This window comes from Denitrobacterium detoxificans, from assembly GCF_015062615.1.
Taxonomy (GTDB): Bacteria; Actinomycetota; Coriobacteriia; order Coriobacteriales; family Eggerthellaceae; genus Denitrobacterium; species Denitrobacterium detoxificans_A.
The window spans coordinates 319167-336866 of the sequence record NZ_SUUH01000002.1; the positions used below are offsets into that span (position 1 = coordinate 319167).

Sequence of the window (17700 nt, forward strand, 5' to 3'; positions counted from 1 at the left end):
TCATGTCGGAAGAACAGAACAAGCAAACGAACCGCGACCATCTGCGTGAGGAATTCGGCTGGACGCCGGCTGAAATCGCGCATCGTCGCGAGCAGCAGAAGGAATTCGACAACCCCTCGCCGCGTGCCGATGGCACGCCGGTGCTGCCGGGCGACCAGGATTTCCCCATGCATTCCGAAAAGACGATTGGGCAGTACCTGCGCGAGCGCGCCGAGATCGAGCCCAATCACGAGTTCATGGTGTATCCCGACCGCGACCTGCGCTGGACGTACGCCGAATTCGACGAGCGCACCGACAACCTGGCGCGTGGCATGCTCTACATTGGCATGCGTCCGGGCGACCATTTGGGCGTGTGGGCGCGTAACGTGCCCGACTGGGTGACGTTCATGTATGCCTGCGCGAAGATTGGCGTGGTCATGGTCACCATGAACCCCGTGTTCAAGAGCCACGAGCTCGACTACGTGCTCAAGCAGAGCGACATGAAGGCGTTGTGCATCATCGACTCGTTTCGCGACATCGATTACAAGGAAATCGTGCGCGAGCTCATTCCCGAGTCGCTCACGCAGCAGCGTGGCTACCTGAATACGGAAGAGTACCCGTTCCTGAAGAACCTCATCTACATGGGGCCGGAAAAGCACCGTGGCTTCTACAGCGTGCCCGAGCTGCTTCTGCTGGGGCAGCACGTAGCGGAAGAGGAGCTGTACGAGGTTACGAAGTCGTTCGACAACAACGACGTGGTCATGATGCAGTACACGAGCGGCACCACGGGATTCCCCAAGGGCGTTATGCTCACGCATCGCAACATCCTCAACGACGGTTTCTTCATCGGCGAGGGCATGAAGCTCACGCCGAACGACCGCGTCTGCCTGCCCGTACCGTACTTCCATTGCTTTGGCTGCGTGCTGGGCATCATGGCCATCCTTACGCATCGCGCTACCATCGTGGGCGTCGAGAGCTTCGACGCGGAAATGGTGCTGCGTGCCATCGACCGCGAGAAGGCCACGGCCGTCTATGGCGTACCCACCATGTACATCGCCGAGCTGAATCATCCGAACTTCAGCCAGTACGACATGAGCAGCCTGCGCACGGGCATTATGGCTGGCAGCCCCTGTCCTCCCGCCACCATGGCAGAGGTCATCGAGAAGATGAACATGAAGGATATCACCATCTGCTACGGCCTTACGGAAACGAGCCCCGTGTTCACGCAGACCAGCGTGGACGACGACATCGACCACAAGTGCCATACGGTAGGCCGCAAGCACCCGCCCGTAAGCGTGAAGGTCGTCGACCCGAACGACGGCCATGAGTGCGCGCCTGGCGAGCATGGCGAGCTGTGCTGTAAGGGCTACAACGTCATGAAGGGCTACTACAAGATGCCCGACAAGACGGCCGAGGCCATCGACGCCGACGGCTACCTGCATTCGGGCGACATGGGCACGGTCGACGAAGACGGCTACTACCGCGTCACTGGCCGCATCAAGGACATGATCATTCGTGGCGGCGAGAACATCTACCCGCTGGAAGTCGAGAACTTCCTGCTCACCATGCCGGGCGTACTCGACGCGCAGGTCGTGGGCATTCCCGACGAGAAGCTTGGCGAGATCGTGGGTGCCTTTATCCGCACGCGCCCCGGCTTCGAGGACATGACGGAGGAAGACGTGCGCGCCTATGCCATCCCGCGCATTGCCCGTTTCAAGGTGCCCAAGCGCGTGTTCTTCGTGGACGAGTTCCCCATGAACCCGGCGAAGAAGGTGCAGAAGTTCAAGCTGCGCGAAATGGCCAAGGAGCTCACCGACCGCGTGAATCAGACGGTGTTCGCCGACGAAGAGGCCCTGCGCGCCAGCCAGGAAGACGATTCCAAGGGCGGCATGTTCCGCGAGCACTAGGTTCTGGCAAAAGGTCCAATGGGGTGGGGTGGTCGAAATGCTTCGGCCACCCCGCTATTTTGTGTGGCGCGTGCGTTTATTTTGCAATCTTTTGTATCCTTCGCCCCAAGACGGGTATCGTATACGCGCGTTGGCAGAATACGCGCGGGTGTGGCGGAATTGGCAGACGCGCCAGATTTAGGTTCTGGTGGGGAAACTCGTGAAGGTTCAAGTCCTTTCACCCGCACCAACACATTAAAGCGTTTAGCTGCACAAACGTACACAAATGCGCCTATGCGCATTTTTGGGTAAAGAAAACAGATGGAGGATTTCGAGTGGAAACCAAAGTTCAGGCTCTGGACGGCAACCAGAAGAAGCTGACGATCACGATCGACGCCAAGGAAGTCGATGCGCGCATCAAGAAGCAGTACAAGGACTTCGCGTACAAGTACAATTTCCCCGGGTTCCGCAAGGGCAAGGCTCCCCGTCCCGTCATCGACAACGTGCTGGGCAAGGAAGCCGTGGTGGCCACCGTCACCGACGATGTGCTGAACTCGCTGTATCCCCAGGCTATGGATGCTGAAGACCTTATCGCCATCAGCCAGCCCAAGTTCGAGGACGCCGAGGCCATGGTCGAAGCCGGCAAGCCCTTCAGCTTCACCGTCACCGTGGAAACCCGCCCTGAATTCGAGCTTTCCAGCTACGATCAGATTTCCGTGAAGCTCCCCTCCGAGGAAGCCACCGACGCCGAAATCGACGACCAGATCGAAGAGCTGCGCAACTACTACTACACGTTCGAAGATGCTGCCGCCAACACGAAGCTCAAGGAAGAGAGCTTCGCCGAGCTGGCCATTTCCGCCAAGGACGAAGAGGACAACGCCATTGAGTCGCTCGAAAGCGAATCTCGCCTGTACCAGCTTGGTCAGGGCCTGTTCCCCGCTAGCTTTGACGCCGAACTGGTGGGCATGAAGAAGGGCGATTCCAAGTCCTTCGAGATTGACATGGCTGCCGAGCCTTCCATGATGGCTGCCGGTACCAAGGGCAAGGTTGCCTTCGAGGTTACGGTCAACCAGGTCAAGAAGCGCATCCTCCCCGAAATCACCGACGAGTGGGCCCGCGAGACGGCTGGCTTCGAAGGTGGCGTCGAAGAGCTGCGCAACCGCGTTGCCGATAGCATCAAGGATCAGAAGTCCCAGATGATGCCTCGCCTGCGCGAGAACGAAGCACTGTATGCCATCCAGGAGCGCCTGCAGGGCGAAGCTCCTGCCTCGCTGTGCGAGCAGGAAGAGCAGAACCTGCTGCAGAATTTCTTCATGCAGATTCAGCAGTCCGGCATGACCTTCGACGCCTACCTGGCTCAGATGGGCATGACCCCCGACACCTTCAAGGACGACCTGAAGCGTCAGGCCAAGGATGTCACCGAGCAGGATCTTGCTCTCGACGCCTGGGCTCGCAACGCCAAGATCGAAATCACCGACGAGGAAATCACCGCTGAATTCGAAAAGGCTGGCTCCGACGACGCCGCTGCCCTCGAGCGCGAATGGCGCGAGGCTGGCCGCATCGCCTCCCTGCGTGCGGGCATGCGCCGCAGCCGCGCTCTCGATGCCATCATCGAAGGCATGAAGGTCGAAGAGCTCAAGCCGGGCGAGAAGCTGAACAGCGTTGCCGCGGAAGAGGCCGAGAAGAAGGCTGCCCCCAAGGCTGAAAAGAAGGCCGAGAAGAAGGCTACCGCCGAAGAGCCCAAGGCTGAGGCTGTTGCTTCCGACAAGCCGAACAAGACGGCCCTCAACAAGATGAAGGTTGCCGAGCTGAAGGAAATGGCCGAGGGCATGGGCATCGACGTCAAGGGTCTGAAGAAGGCCGAGCTGGTCGACGCTATTCTCGCTGCCGAATAAGCAGCACGGGGAACCGTAGTTACGTTACGTCGCATTAACACGATTGCGTAAAGATAACGGGTTGGCGGCATGGGTCGTCAACCCGTTTCACTTACGTATAATGTCTGCAGTCAATTAGGAGTCAAGGAAGAACAGAGGTCGTTTATGAACGAATTTGTTACCCCGCAGTCTGCGCTTATTCCTTATGTCATCGAGCAGTCGCCTCGTGGCGAGCGCAGCTACGACATCTATTCCCGCCTGCTGAACGAGCGCATCGTTTTCCTGGGCGAGGCGATCGACGATAACGTTGCGAATTCCGTGGTGGCTCAGCTGCTGCATCTGGAATCCGCCGATCCTGAAAAGGACATCTCGCTGTACATCAACAGCCCCGGAGGCAGCGTTACCGCTGGCCTGGCCATTCTGGACACCATGAACTACATCCGTTGCGATGTGAGCACCATCTGCATTGGCCAGTGCGCTTCCATGGCCGCCGTGCTGCTGTCCAGCGGCAAGAAGGGTAAGCGCTATGCGCTGCCGAACAGCCGCGTTATGATTCATCAGCCTTCCGGCGGTGCCCAGGGCCAGCAGACCGAAATCGCCATCGTGGCCAAGGAGATCCTCTACATCCGTGAGCGCTTGAACCAGATCCTGGCCGACAACTCGGGCCAGAGCCTGGAAACCATCCAGCGCGACACCGAGCGTGATAACTTCATGAGCGCTACGGAAGCCATGGAATACGGTCTCATCGACCAGGTGGTCTCTTCCCGCGTCGCTCAGAACGCATAGACAATCCCAGAGGGAACATAGGGCAGGATAGAATTCAATGACGAAAAACAGGAACGACGGAACCCGCGAGGAAGACATCAGGTGCGCCTTCTGCGGTAAAACGCCGCAGCAGGTCAACTCCATGATCAGCGGCCCCAATGGCATCTGCATCTGCGACGAGTGCATCTCCGTATGCGCAGAGGCCATGATGCGCGACATGGGCATGAACACCCACGATGCGTACGAGAACCCCGAGCTCGCCGCGTCCTACGAGTCCAGCGAGCCGGCTCCTGCCGACGTTTTGGAGAACCTGCCCACGCCGCACGAGCTCTACGATCGCCTCAGTGATTTCGTGGTGGGCCAGGAAGAAGCCAAGCGCGCCCTTTCCGTGGCCGTGTACAACCACTACAAGCGCATCAGCCTCGATGCCGATGCCTCCGACGACGACGTCGAACTTGCCAAGAGCAACATCATGCTCCTGGGCCCCACGGGCAGCGGTAAGACGCTTCTGGCGCAAACGCTTGCGCGCACGCTGCGCGTTCCGTTCGCCATCGCCGACGCCACCACGCTCACCGAAGCGGGCTACGTGGGCGAAGACGTCGAGAACATCCTGCTCAAGCTCATCACGGCCGCCGACTTCGACATTCCCCGCGCGGAAATCGGCATCGTCTACATCGACGAGGTCGACAAGATTGCCCGCAAGGCGGAAAACCTGTCGATTACGCGCGACGTGTCGGGCGAGGGCGTGCAACAGGCGCTCCTGAAGATCGTGGAAGGCTGCGAGGCCAGTGTGCCCCCGCAGGGCGGCCGCAAGCACCCCCAGCAGGAGCTCATCCACATCGACACCACGAACATCCTGTTCATTCTGGGTGGTGCCTTCGTGGGTCTTTCCGACATCATCGCCGAGCGCGTGGGCAAGAGCGGCATTGGCTTCAATGCTGAACTGCCCGAAAGCAAGAAGCACGAAGACGCCGAGCTGTTGGCGCAGGTGCTCCCCGAAGACCTGAACAAGTTCGGCATGATTCCCGAATTCGTGGGCCGCATCCCGGTTATCACGAACCTGAAGGAGCTTTCGGAAGCCGACCTGGTTCGCATTCTCACCGAGCCTCGCAATGCGCTGGTCAAGCAGTACCACCGCATGTTCGAGTTCGAGAACAGCGAGCTCATCTTCGAGCAGGATGCCCTGCTGGCCATCGCGCGCAAGGCGCTCGAGCACAATACCGGTGCCCGTGGCCTGCGTTCCATTTGCGAGAATATCCTGATGGATATCATGTACGACTTGCCCGAGTTCACCGAAGCAACTACGGTTGTCGTACGTGCAAGCGACGTTACGGGCGAAACCAAGCCCGAAATCAAGCCCCGCGCCAATGTCATCGCGTCGGGTGAAGCGGTAAGCGCATAGTTTTCCGACCTTCGCATGTTCGCTTGCGTGCATGCGAAGGTCGTGTTGTGTACGGATGAAAGGTAGAAGCGGCAATGGCCGATAAGAAGAAAATCGACTTCGATTTCGCGGCGCACGAAGCGCCCCTGTTCAAGGCATGGAACGAGGGTGGCTACTTCCAGCGCACGCCTGGTTTTGGCAAGCATCAGAACGATTGCTACACCGTGGTTATTCCGCCTCCCAACATCACCGGCATGCTGCACATGGGTCATGCGCTCGACGACACCATTCAGGACGCCTGCATCCGTCGTGCCCGCATGCAGGGCTATCAGACGCGCTGGGTCCTGGGTACCGACCATGCTGGCATCGCCACGCAGACGAAGGTCGACAAGAAGCTGGCCGAAGAGGGCATTAGCCGCCTGGAAATTGGCCGCGAGAAGTTCATCGAGGCCTGCTACGACTGGCGTGCCCATTACGGCACCACCATCGTCGAGCAGATCAAGGGCATGGGCTGCAGCTGCGATTATTCCGACGAGCACTTCACGCTCGATCCCGATTACATCGACGCGGTGCGTCGTCTGTTCGTGGAGTGGTATCACGACGACCTTATCTATCGCGGCAAGCGCATCGTGAACTGGTGCCCGCATTGCACCACGGCCATCGCCGATGACGAGGCCGAATACGTAGACGAGCCCGGTCATCTGTGGCATCTGCGCTACCCGCTGGTCGAGCCCATCGACGGTCTCGACTACATCATCGTGGCCACCACGCGTCCGGAAACCATGCTCGGCGACACGGGCGTTGCGGTTTCCCCGAAGGACCCCGACAAGCAGAAGTTCGTGGGCGCCAAGGTGAAGCTGCCCATCGTCGACCGCGAGATTCCCATCTTCAGCGACTACTACGTCGATGCCGATTTCGGCAGCGGCTTCGTGAAGGTCACGCCTGCTCACGACCCGAACGACTGGGCCATGGGCGAGCGCCACGACCTGCCGAAGATCAATATCTTCGATGAAACCGCCCATGTAGTGGAAGGCTACGGCGAGTTCAGCGGCATGTCGCGCGACGAAGCACGCGAAGCCGTGGTTGCCTGGTTCGAGGAGCATGGCCTGCTCGACCATGTGGAAGACCACGACCATTCCGTCATGACGTGCTATCGCTGCCATACGAAGCTCGAGCCCTGGCTGTCCGAGCAGTGGTTCGTGTCCGTCGACCGCCTGAAGGGGCCTGCCGCAAAGGCCGTGGAATCGGGCGAGATCACGTTCCATCCCGCGCGTTGGAGCCAGGTCTACCTCGATTGGCTCGAGAACCTGAAGGACTGGTGCATTTCCCGCCAGCTGTGGTGGGGTCACCGCATTCCCATGTTCTACTGCGACGAGTGCGGTTGGGAAGACGCCAGCGTGGAAGACATCCACACGTGCCCCAAGTGCGGCGCTGCCGTTCGCCAAGACGAAGACGTGCTCGACACTTGGTTCTCCAGCCAGCTGTGGCCCTTTGCCACCATGGGTTGGACGCGCGAAGGCACGCAGGCTCCCGAGCTGAAGAAGGCGTACCCCACACAGGTGCTCGCCACGGCGCGTGACATCATGGGCCTGTGGGTTGCCCGCATGGTCATGGCCAGCGAATACTGCATGGGCACCATTCCGTTCGAGAACGTCATCATCTATCCCACCGTCATGGGCTCCGATGGCAAGCCGATGAGCAAGAGCCGCGGCAATGGCGTCGACCCGCTGAAGCTCATGGAAGACTATGGTGCCGACGGCATGCGCTTTGGCCTGCTCATGCAGGTTACGGGCGCTCAGGACCTGAAGTTCAACGAGAGCAAGCTGGAAAACAGCCGTAACTTCTCGAACAAGATTCGCAACGCAGCGCGCTTCGTCATGATGAACCTCGAGGGCTTCGAGCCCGGCGAACCGGAAGTCTCTACGCCGGCCGACCGCTGGATCTTCAGCCGTTTGGCCCGCCTGGTGGCCCGTGTCGACGAGTCGTTCGATGCCTACGAGTTCAGCGACGTCACCCGCGAGCTGTATGCGTTCTTCTGGAATGAGTTCTGCGATTGGTACATCGAGTTCTCGAAGAGCCGCCTTTCCGGCTCCGATGCGGCCGACCGCCTGGCATGCCAGCGCAACCTGGTGTTCGTGCTCGACACGGCGCTTCGTCTGCTGCATCCCATCATGCCGTTCATCACGGAAGAGATCTTCCAGGATCTGCCGGTGGAAGGCGAGGACCCGTACCTGATCGCCTGCGCTTGGCCCGAGGCTGAAAGCCTGGCCAAGTACCGCGACGAGCAGGCCGAGCGTGCCATGATCATGGTGTGCGACGTGGTTTCCGCCGTGCGCGCTACGCGTTCTCGCTATGGCATTTCGCCCAAGCAGGCGCTTTCCGTTACCGTGAAGGTGGAAGCCGCCTCCGACGCCGCGCTGCTCTCCGAGCAGGAACAGCTCATCTGCGGCATGGGCAACATCGAGTCGCTGCAGGTTGGCTGCGACGCCGAAAAGCCCGCCGAGTCCAGCGTCACGCTGGGCACGGGCCTGGAAGTATACACCGTGCTTTCCGGCCATGTGGACTTCGAAGCGGAACGCGCGCGCCTGGAAAAGCAGCGTGCCTCGCTCCAGAAGGACATCGAGAAGTTCGGGCGCAAGCTTTCGAACCCCGGCTTCTTGGCGAAGGCGGCCCCGGAGGTCATCGAAAAGGACCGCGCTAAGCACGCCGATTTGTCCGACCAGTTGAAACGTGTAGAAAGCCAGATTGCGGAACTCAACTAGGATCCGTTTGCTATAATTGCACAACGGTTGGCTTGCGGGCCGCCGTTGTGCAATCGTTTATACGCAAGGAAACGTTTATGCAGGAATTGCTATCACAGTTCATAACGCCGCAGGTGCAGGGCGTGTTCATGGTTATCATCGCCATGCTCGTCATCCTGTACGTTTTGGTTGTCGTATGGGTTGCCCGCGACGCGTATCAGCGTGGCGCCGTCTGGTGGATCTGGGCCATCGTTGCCCTGGTTCCCGGCTTGGGCGTTCTGGCATATGTGCTCCTGCGTCCGTCGTTGCTCGACGTCGACCGCTCGGAACAGGAATTGGAAATTGCGCTCAAGCAGCGCGAGCTCATGAAGTACGGCGAATGTGCTAGCTGCGGCTATCCCGTGGAAGCCGATTACGTCATCTGCCCGAACTGCCACCAGCGCCTGAAGAACCTGTGCACCAACTGCGGTCATGCCCTCGACCCTTCGTGGTCGGTGTGCCCGTATTGCGCAAAGCCGGTGGGTCAGCAGCCTCGTCGCCGTCCTCAGGGCGCGCGTCGAACTACTGGTGCGCCTTCTCAGGGGCGTCCTCACAATCCCACGCAGGCTCGCGGTTAATTCCGCATATCATAGTGTAAATGGGGCGTCCTGCGTATGTTGCAGGGCGCTCTTGTATTTGCAGACGTTTTGTCTACGTCCGGCGAAAGGAAAGTTTTATGAACATCGTACTACCCGACGGAACGGTCAAGGAAGTCCAGGAAGGGGCCACGGTTGCCGATGTAGCGGCATCCATTGGCGCCGGCTTGGCGAAGGCGGCCATCGCAGGCAAGATCAATGGCGATCTTGTCGACCTGAACACGCAGGTTGTCGCTGATGCCAAGGTGGAAATCATCACCGCGAAGTCTCCCGAGGCACTCGGCATTCTGCGCCATTCGTGCGCGCACATCATGGCGGAAGCCGTGCAGGAGCTCTATCCGGGCGCCCAGATTGCATTCGGCCCCGAAACGGCCGATGGCTTCTTCTACGATTTCGGTCTGAGCGATTCCATCTCCTCCGACGATTTCCAGAAGATCGAAGCCAAGATGGCGGAAATCATTGCCGCCGACGAACCCTTCGTGCGCGAAGTGGTCTCGCGCGAGCAGGCCAAGGAAATCTTCGCCAACCAGAAGTTCAAGGCCGAGCACATCGACGACCTGCCCGAAGGCGAAGAGATTAGCATCTACCGCCACGGCAGCTTCGTCGACCTTTGCAGCGGTCCGCATATCCCCAGCGCAGGCGTTATCGGCGCCTTCAAGCTCATGAAGGTCGCAGGCGCCTACTGGAAGGGCGACGCCAACAACGAGCAGCTCCAGCGCGTGTACGGCACGGCCTTCTTCAAGAAGAAGGAACTGTCCGAGTACCTCACGAACCTGGAAGAGGCCGAAAAGCGCGACCACCGCAAGCTGGGCCGCGAGCTTGGCATCTACATGATGGACGACATGGCGGGCGTGGGCCTGCCCATGTACCTGCCTGCTGGCGCGCGCGTCATTCGTCTGCTGCAGGAATGGCTGCGTCGCGAGCTGTATCGTCGTGGCTACGAAGAGGTCATCACGCCGCACATCTACAAGGCCGATGTCTGGAAGACGAGCGGTCATTACGGCTACTACCACGACAATATGTACTTCTTCCAGATCAACGAAGGTGACGAGGAAGAGCCCCGCTACAGCGAATATGGCGTGAAGCCCATGAACTGCCCGGGTCACGTCATGCTGTACAAGAACGCCATCCACTCGTATCGCGAGATGCCCATCCGCTTCTTCGAGTTCGGCACGGTGTATCGTCACGAGCTGTCCGGTGCCGTGCATGGCCTCATGCGTGCGCGTGGCTTCACGCAGGACGACGCGCATGTGTTCTGCCGTGAAGACCAGGTAGTCGACGAAGTTTGCGCCATCCTCGATTTGGCCGACAACATCATGGGCGAGTTCGGCTTCGAGTACACGGCCGAAATCTCCACGCGTCCCGAAAAGTCCATCGGCACCGATGACATGTGGGAGAAGGCCGAAAGCTTCCTGCGTCAGGCCATTGAGCGCCGCGGCATCCCGTACGAGATCAACCCGGGCGACGGCGCGTTCTACGGCCCGAAGATCGACATCAAGGTGAAGGACGCCATCGGCCGCTGGTGGCAGTGCTCCACGGTGCAGGTCGACTTCAACCTGCCCGAGCGCTTTGACATCAGCTACCGCACGGCCGACAATTCTGAAGAGCGTCCCTGGATGCTCCATCGTGCGCTGTTCGGCTCCATCGAGCGCTTCCTGGGCATCCTCATCGAGCACACCACGGGCAACCTGCCCCTGTGGCTGGCTCCCACGCAGGTCGTCATCATCCCCATCGCCGACCGTCATCTGGAAGCTGCGAACGAAATCGCCCGCAAGCTCCAGCAGGTGGACGGCCGCGTGAGCGTGTATCAGCAGAACGAGCCTATGCGCGTGAAGATCGCCAAGGCTCAGGCTCAGAAGGTTCCGTTCATGCTCGTCGTGGGCGACAAGGAAGTGGAAGAGAACACGGTTTCCGTGCGCACGCGCGAAGAGGGCGACAAGGGCTCTATGTCCGTCGACGAATTCGTGTCCATTATCGAAGGTGCGCGCATTCTCTAAGTGCATCGCGTTATAAATATCGAAAGGGGAGCGGCCAGGCGGTCGCTCCCCTTATTTGTTCTGGGTAAAGCCCGATGCGTGTAAGCGGTGGGGCTATTCCTCGGGTAGTTCGGCGAGGTACTTGGGCTCGGGCGTGGGCGCAAGGTCGGTGGTATCGTAGTCCTTGTAGGTGTTCACCAGGTTCAAGATCATCTGCGCGCCGCTGCCGGTAACGCCCACCGAAATGGTGGCGTTCGTGATGCGGTTGTTCTCGTCGATGGTGAACGATAGGGCGGCGAGCTGCGCCTCGGCATTGAGAGGCCAGGTGCTCGTATCGAAGAGGCCCAGGTCGACGACGGCCTGGGGCTCGATCATGGCGGCGGCTTTCGTCTCGTTGTCCTTTACTTCCATCTGCCAGCTTTGGGCGTGGTCGAGCAGGGCGTCGACCCAGGTTGCGTCGAGGTACAGGCCCGGGCGCGTTACGAGGGCCTGCATGCTGTTGCCGGCAACGTTTACGCCGATGGAGTCTTCGCCTTGGATGACCACCGCGTCATCGCCCTGGATGTACACTTCGAGCGGGATGGGCTGGCCGTCTTCGCCGGGCACGTCGTAGGAGGTGTAGTAGCGATGCGGGTTCGAAGTGGCGTCTATCTTCACCTGGGTCTTCGATGAACCGTTGCTTTGCAGCTGCCCCAGCGTGGTGGTGGTTTCGGTGCTGCATTCGCACGTGACGTTCTTGTAGCTGGTGGCCAGCGCTTCGTCGATCTTTGCGCGCACGGTGGGCCCGTCGGTGATGCTGGATGCCTTGGTTTGCGTGTTGCCATCTTGCGATAGCGCGCTCGTGTCGGTTTGCGTGTTGGCCGAGGAATCGGCTTCCTGCTTTCCGCCACATGCCGTGATGCCCACGGCGAGCATAGTTGCGATGATTCCGGATGCTGCTATCTGAACGACCCTATTCATGATGGCCCCCTTTATCCAACTATTTAGATTGTATGGGAAAGTGGGATATGTTTCCATTCCCATTGTTCTTCGCAGGGCAGGGAAGTATGATGAATAGGTTGCTTTTGCGGCCTCCACGCAACCGCATGGGCAGCCATCCGCGCACTCTCGCACACGTGTGCGTATTATGCGCAGGTGCAGGATTTTCTTGAATAAGACGTTGACTATCGGTTTTTGCGCCGATAAACTAACGCCTTGCGTTTTGACACTTTCAAGGAGAAATATACATGTACGCAATCGTTAAGACTGGCGGCAAGCAGTACAAGGTTGCCCCTGGTGACATCATCGAAGTCGAAAAGCTTGATGCCGAGGCTGGCAGCAAGGTAGAGCTCCAGGCCATTTGCATTGTCGATGGCGATAAGGTCGAGCCCGTTTCCGCAAAGGCCGGTTCCACCAAGGTTACCGCTGTTGTTCTCGAGCAGTTCAAGGGCAAGAAGCAGCTCGTCTTCAAGTTCAAGAAGCGCAAGAACTACAAGAAGCTTCGTGGTCATCGCCAGAACCTGGTTCGCGTGCAGATCGAATCCATCGGTAGCGAAAAGGCTGCCAAGAAATCCACCAAGAAGGCTGCTGCCAAGAAGGCTGAAAAGGCCGCGGCAGACGCTGAGTAGTAACGAGGGAGTTGAAGTAAGATGGCACATAAGAAAGGCCTCGGTTCCACTCGCAATGGTCGCGATTCCCGCGCACAGCGTCTGGGCTGCAAGAAGTTCGCTGGCGAGCAGGTAATCACCGGCAACATTCTGGTCCGCCAGCACGGCACCCACTTCCACCCCGGCGAGAACGTCGGCCGTGGCAAGGACGACACCCTGTTCGCTCTGTGCGACGGCGTTGTCGAGTACACGAAGGGTATCAAGCGCAAGGTTCACGTCCGTCCGCAGGCGTAAATCGCACGCATAATCTGTAGTGTCGGGGCTCCCCAGAATATGGGGAGCCCCTTTTGCATTAGAATGGCTTACAACCGTAAAGCCCGATAGACAGGCGAAACGACTATGTTCATAGACAAAGTGCATATTCACGTGAAGGGTGGCGACGGCGGCGCTGGCTGCATGAGCTTCCGCCGCGAGGCCCATGTTCCCAAGGGCGGCCCCGACGGTGGCGACGGCGGCCATGGTGGCAACGTGGTCATCCAGGCTGACGGCAGCGTTTCCTCCCTCATCGACTATCGCTTTAAGCACCATTTCAAGGCGCAGCGCGGTACGCATGGCAAGGGTAGCCGCATGCACGGCGCCAATGGCGACGACCTTATCCTGAAGGTTCCCATGGGCACCATCGTGCGCGAATACGACGAGGAAACGAAGGAAGTGGGCGAGACCATCGCCGACCTTACGCACGATGGCGATGCCGTCGTGGTGGCCCAGGGTGGCGTAGGTGGCCGTGGCAACATCCACTTCGTTACCTCCACGCGTCGTGCTCCTGCCTTCGCCGAACTGGGCGAACCTGCCCACGAAGGCTGGATCGAGCTGGAAATGAAGCTCATGGCCGACGCCGCCTTGGTGGGCGTGCCCAGTGCGGGCAAGAGCTCCATCATCTCGCGCGTGAGTGCTGCGAAGCCCAAGATCGCCGATTACCCGTTCACCACGCTGCAGCCCAACCTGGGCGTCGTGCGCAGCGACGACTACGACTACGTCATTGCCGACGTTCCTGGCCTCATCGAGGGCGCTCACGAGGGCAAGGGCCTGGGTCACGAGTTCCTGCGCCATGTGGAGCGCACGGCCATCATCGTGCACGTGGTCGATATCACGGGCGGCTTCGAGGGCCGCGACCCCGTGGAAGACTACCGCATCATCAACCGCGAGCTGGAACTGTATTCCGACGAGTTCGCCGCACGTCCTCGTATCGTGGTGGCGAACAAGGTCGACATGCCTGGGTTCGAGGACAATCTTGAACGCCTGCGCGAGGCCGTGAAGGCCGACTCGCTGGCTGCTGCGGGCGGCAACGAGTTTGCCGAAAGCCCCATCGACCCGAAGCTGTACCTCACCAGCGCCGTTACCGGCAAGGGGCTCGACGCTCTTGCTGCTGCCATCGGTACGCGCGTACACGAGATCCGCGAAGCAGCTCGTGTAGCCCAGGAAGCCGAGCCCCATTACGATCACGTGTGGGAGCGCAAGCGCCAGGCACGCGAGCAGAAGTTCGAGGTCGTCAAGCTCTCCTCCGACGTCTACCGCGTGGTGGGCACCCAGGTGGAGCGCATGGTCGTGCAGTGCGACTGGGAAAACGAAGAAGCCATCGCCTTCTTGCAGCATCGTTTCAAGCGCCTGGGCATCGATGCCGCCCTGGAAGCGGCAGGTGCGCGTGATGGCGACGAAATCCGCATCGTGGGCCGTTCGTTCGAATTCGAATCGTCCCGTATGCACGAAGACATCTACGCAGGATTGGACATCTAGTGAAGCACGCGCGCAGCAAGGTCATCGTCGTAAAGATCGGCTCGTCCACGTTGGTGGGGGAAGACGGCGCCCTCGATAGGGGGTACCTGGAGGCCTTGGCCGAACAGGTTGTCTCCCTACGCAAGGCGGGCTGGAAACCCATCATCGTCTCCTCTGCGGCCATTGCCTGTGGCGTGCAGGTGCTGGGGCTCGATGCGCGTCCCAGCGACATGCCCAGCCTGCAGGCTGCCGCGTCGGTGGGGCAGGGTGCTTTGGCAAGCGCGTATAGCGAGGTCTTTGGCGCGCACGACGTGGTCACCTCGCTCGTGTTGCTTACGCGCCACGACACGGCCAGTCGCCATGCCTACGTGCATGCGCGTGAAACGCTGCGCGCGCTTCTGGAATACGACGTCGTTCCCGTGGTGAACGAGAACGACACGACTTCGGTCGAGGAAATCCGCTTCGGCGACAACGATACGCTGGCTGCGCTTGTGGCGTGCCTTATCAAGGCCGACATGTGCGTCATCTTCTCCGACATCGACGGCCTGTACACGGCTAATCCGCGCGAAGATGCCCATGCGCGCAAGCTCGACCGCGTCGATTTCATCACGCCCGAAATCATGGCTTCTGCCGGGGGCGTTGGCTCTTCGGTGGGCAGTGGCGGCATGGTCACGAAGATTCGCGCCGCACGCGTGCTCATGATCGCCGGCATTCCGCTCGTGGTGTGCAATGGTCACGAACCCCATGCGCTCGAGCGCTTGGTGCAGGGCGAATCGGTGGGCACGTGCTTCGAAGCGCGTCGTGTGCCGCATGAAATAACGAACTACAAGCTCTGGATTGCCCTGGGCGATTCCGCGAAGGGCTCGATCGTCGTTGACGACGGCGCGCGTGATGCCCTCGTGGGAAAGGGCAGCTCGCTTTTGTGCGTGGGCGTAACCAACGTTACGGGCACGTTCGATGCGGGCGATATCGTGAATATCGAAGACGCGCGCGGGCATCTGTTTGCCCGTGGCAAGGTTTCCGCTTCCAGCGACGAAATCCTGCTCGCGCGTGGGTATAGCCAGGCGCAGATGGCGGCAAATCGCCTGCTGGCGCCTTTGGCGGAGTCTCCTATAGTCCATCGAGATGAATTGGTGGTGTTTGAATGAGCGTGAAGGAAGTTGCCCTAGCTGCGAAGAAGGCCAGCGTTGCCTGCGGAAAGGCGTCGCTTAGCGTGCGTAATGGTGCGTTGCATGCCATGGCGCAGGCGCTGCGCGAGCATGTGGCCGACATCGTGCAGGCGAACGAGCTTGACATGCAGGCTGCCCGCGAGGCGGGTACGGCCGAGCCGCTGCTCGATCGCTTGCAGCTTACGGCCGAGCGCATCGAGGGCATGGCATGCGGCCTTGAATCGCTTGCCGAGCTTCCCGACCCCTTGGGCCAGGTGCAGCAGGAGCGCACCCTTGCTTCGGGCGTGAACCTCACGCGCGTGAGCGTTTCCATGGGCGTGGTTGCCATGGTGTACGAGGCGCGCCCCAACGTTACCGCCGACGCCGCTGGCATCTGCGTGAAGACGGGTAATGCCTGCGTTCTTCGTGGTGGCAGCATTGCGTTCAATTCGAACGTGTATCTTGCTCACTTGCTGCATGATGCCGCGGTTTCTGCTGGCATGCCCATCAACTGCATCTGCGCGGTGGAAACGAAGGACCGCGCTGCTACCGACGAACTGCTGCAGATGCGCGGCATCGTCGACGTGCTCATTCCGCGAGGTGGCGCCGGCCTCATTCGGCATTGCGTGCAGAACGCCACGGTGCCCGTCATCGAAACGGGCGTGGGCAACTGCCACGTGTACGTGCATGAACCGGCCAACGTCGAGATGGCGCGCGATATCGTGGTAAACGCGAAGACGCAGCGCCCGGGCGTATGCAACGCCATCGAATCGCTGCTTGTCGATGATTCCATTGCCGAGCAGGTGCTTCCCGTTATCCTGCCCGAACTTGCATCGCGTGACGTGGTTATACACGCCGACGAGCATGCGTATGCCATCGCCCAGCAGCTCATCGAGCAGGGCGTTTCCATGCAGCTCGTTCCCGCTACGGAAGAGGACTGGGCCACCGAGTACTTGAACCTCGACATTGCCGTGCGTTGCATGAGCGGCCTGGATGCCGCCATCGAGCATGTGAATCGCTTTGGCACGCGTCATTCCGAATGCATCGTCACGGAAGATGAAGCTGCTGCCGAGGAATTTCTGGCAAGCATCGACGCGGCTGCCGTGTACTGGAACGCATCCACGCGCTTCACCGATGGTGGCGAATTCGGCCTGGGTGCCGAAATTGGCATCTCCACCCAGAAGCTTCACACCCGCGGGCCCTTCGCGCTTGCGGCGCTTACCACGTACAAATACCTGCTTCGTGGCTCCGGCCAGGTGAGAAGCTAGTGAGCGTTATTAGCGACAACTTCGACCGTTTGGGTCTTGCCCCCGATGGCTCTGCGGACGCTAGCCGCACGTATCGCCTGGGCATCATGGGCGGTACGTTCGATCCCATTCACATTGGCCATTTGGCGTGCGCCGAACAGGCGCGCGATGCGTTCGATCTAGATGCCGTGCTCTTCATTCCAGCGGGTCAGCCCGTGTTCAAGAAGCACCAGAAGGTCACCTGCGCGGCCGACCGCTTGGAAATGTGCCGCTTGGCTTGTGCCGACAATCCCGCCTTCGACGTGAGCCCCATCGAAATCGAACGCGGTGGCGATACGTATACCATCGACACGCTTCACCAGCTACGCGATTACTATCCGGAAAACGTCGAGCTCTACTTCATCACGGGCGCCGACGCCATGCTTTCCATTGTCAGCTGGCGCAATTCTCAGGGCCTTTCGAAGCTTGCGCATCTTATCGCCGCCACGCGACCAGGATTCGTAATGTCCGACGAATATAGAAGAACCCTAGCCGAGCATGGGTGTTTTGACGTAAGCTATCTAGAGATGACCGCGTTGTCGGTTTCGTCGAGCATGCTGCGCGAATGGGTAGGCCAGGGCAAGTCGATCCGCTATCTTTGCCCGCAGGGTGTTTGGCAATACATTCAGGATCGCGGCTTGTACCGCGCGTCTGGATTGGGGGAATAGAC

General features: G+C 60.0%; 14 protein-coding genes and 1 tRNA gene. 14 read left to right on the forward strand and 1 reads right to left on the reverse strand.

Features of this window, described 5'->3' with window-relative positions; translation table 11 throughout:
- The first annotated feature begins 2 nt into the window (after positions 1–2).
- The 8 genes from E7002_RS04095 to thrS all read left to right on the forward strand — a co-directional run bounded on the left by E7002_RS04095 (position 3) and on the right by thrS (position 11258).
- On the forward strand, positions 3–1886 hold the full coding sequence (locus E7002_RS04095) for an AMP-binding protein (protein ID WP_303727605.1): 1884 nt from the start codon (positions 3–5) through the stop codon (positions 1884–1886).
- A gap of 144 nt (positions 1887–2030) precedes the next feature.
- Positions 2031–2115, forward strand: a tRNA-Leu gene (locus E7002_RS04100).
- 85 nt (positions 2116–2200) lie between these two features.
- On the forward strand, positions 2201–3760 hold the full coding sequence (gene tig / locus E7002_RS04105; protein ID WP_303727606.1) for a trigger factor: 1560 nt from the start codon (positions 2201–2203) through the stop codon (positions 3758–3760).
- A gap of 144 nt (positions 3761–3904) precedes the next feature.
- The gene (clpP, locus tag E7002_RS04110) at positions 3905–4525 is read left to right on the forward strand and encodes an ATP-dependent Clp endopeptidase proteolytic subunit ClpP (protein ID WP_303727607.1); all 621 of its coding nucleotides are present in this window, start codon (positions 3905–3907) and stop codon (positions 4523–4525) included.
- A gap of 37 nt (positions 4526–4562) precedes the next feature.
- Complete coding sequence (gene clpX, locus E7002_RS04115) at positions 4563–5906, forward strand: ATP-dependent Clp protease ATP-binding subunit ClpX (protein WP_303727608.1); 1344 nt, start codon at positions 4563–4565, stop codon at positions 5904–5906.
- Positions 5907–5980: 74 nt separating this feature from the next.
- A complete protein-coding gene (locus E7002_RS04120; RefSeq protein ID WP_303727609.1) occupies positions 5981–8647 on the forward strand; it encodes a valine--tRNA ligase in 2667 nt (888 codons plus the stop codon).
- A 77-nt stretch (positions 8648–8724) separates the two neighbouring features.
- A complete protein-coding gene (locus tag E7002_RS04125; RefSeq protein WP_082867905.1) occupies positions 8725–9243 on the forward strand; it encodes a zinc ribbon domain-containing protein in 519 nt (172 codons plus the stop codon).
- Positions 9244–9341: 98 nt separating this feature from the next.
- Positions 9342–11258, forward strand: a complete 1917-nt coding sequence (gene thrS, locus E7002_RS04130; protein ID WP_303727610.1) for a threonine--tRNA ligase — start codon at positions 9342–9344, stop codon at positions 11256–11258.
- Between the two features lie 93 nt (positions 11259–11351).
- On the opposite strand, the gene E7002_RS04135 is transcribed toward thrS, so the two are convergent.
- On the reverse strand, positions 11352–12197 hold the full coding sequence (locus E7002_RS04135) for a hypothetical protein (protein WP_303727611.1): 846 nt from the start codon (positions 12195–12197) through the stop codon (positions 11352–11354).
- A gap of 266 nt (positions 12198–12463) precedes the next feature.
- Between E7002_RS04135 and rplU the strand changes: the two genes are divergently transcribed.
- From rplU to nadD, 6 genes are all read left to right on the forward strand, one after another.
- Entirely contained in the window at positions 12464–12844 is a 381-nt protein-coding gene (gene rplU, locus E7002_RS04140; RefSeq protein ID WP_066662944.1) for a 50S ribosomal protein L21, read from the forward strand.
- Between the two features lie 21 nt (positions 12845–12865).
- Positions 12866–13117, forward strand: a complete 252-nt coding sequence (rpmA, locus tag E7002_RS04145; protein WP_066662942.1) for a 50S ribosomal protein L27 — start codon at positions 12866–12868, stop codon at positions 13115–13117.
- Between the two features lie 105 nt (positions 13118–13222).
- Positions 13223–14617, forward strand: coding sequence for a GTPase ObgE (gene obgE, locus E7002_RS04150; RefSeq protein ID WP_303727612.1), 1395 nt, complete (start codon positions 13223–13225; stop codon positions 14615–14617).
- Entirely contained in the window at positions 14617–15744 is a 1128-nt protein-coding gene (gene proB, locus E7002_RS04155; protein WP_303727613.1) for a glutamate 5-kinase, read from the forward strand. The genes obgE and proB overlap by 1 nt, the downstream gene beginning before the upstream one ends.
- The gene (locus E7002_RS04160; RefSeq protein ID WP_303727614.1) at positions 15741–17012 is read left to right on the forward strand and encodes a glutamate-5-semialdehyde dehydrogenase; all 1272 of its coding nucleotides are present in this window, start codon (positions 15741–15743) and stop codon (positions 17010–17012) included. Before proB ends, E7002_RS04160 begins: the two co-directional genes overlap by 4 nt.
- Complete coding sequence (gene nadD, locus E7002_RS04165; RefSeq protein ID WP_369692492.1) at positions 17012–17698, forward strand: nicotinate-nucleotide adenylyltransferase; 687 nt, start codon at positions 17012–17014, stop codon at positions 17696–17698. Before E7002_RS04160 ends, nadD begins: the two co-directional genes overlap by 1 nt.
- Positions 17699–17700: the final 2 nt, after the last annotated feature.

Excerpts from the sequence above, each read along its gene's own strand:
- E7002_RS04095 (WP_303727605.1), top strand. The coding sequence starts at position 3 with ATGTCGGAAGAACAGAACAAGCAAACGAACCGCGACCATCTGCGTGAG.
- clpP (WP_303727607.1), top strand. The coding sequence starts at position 3,905 with ATGAACGAATTTGTTACCCCGCAGTCTGCGCTTATTCCTTATGTCATC.
- clpX (WP_303727608.1), top strand. The coding sequence starts at position 4,563 with ATGACGAAAAACAGGAACGACGGAACCCGCGAGGAAGACATCAGGTGC.
- E7002_RS04120 (WP_303727609.1), top strand. The coding sequence starts at position 5,981 with ATGGCCGATAAGAAGAAAATCGACTTCGATTTCGCGGCGCACGAAGCG.
- E7002_RS04125 (WP_082867905.1), top strand. The coding sequence starts at position 8,725 with ATGCAGGAATTGCTATCACAGTTCATAACGCCGCAGGTGCAGGGCGTG.
- thrS (WP_303727610.1), top strand. The coding sequence starts at position 9,342 with ATGAACATCGTACTACCCGACGGAACGGTCAAGGAAGTCCAGGAAGGG.
- E7002_RS04135 (WP_303727611.1), bottom strand. The coding sequence starts at position 12,197 with ATGAATAGGGTCGTTCAGATAGCAGCATCCGGAATCATCGCAACTATG.
- rplU (WP_066662944.1), top strand. The coding sequence starts at position 12,464 with ATGTACGCAATCGTTAAGACTGGCGGCAAGCAGTACAAGGTTGCCCCT.
- rpmA (WP_066662942.1), top strand. The coding sequence starts at position 12,866 with ATGGCACATAAGAAAGGCCTCGGTTCCACTCGCAATGGTCGCGATTCC.
- obgE (WP_303727612.1), top strand. The coding sequence starts at position 13,223 with ATGTTCATAGACAAAGTGCATATTCACGTGAAGGGTGGCGACGGCGGC.
- E7002_RS04160 (WP_303727614.1), top strand. The coding sequence starts at position 15,741 with ATGAGCGTGAAGGAAGTTGCCCTAGCTGCGAAGAAGGCCAGCGTTGCC.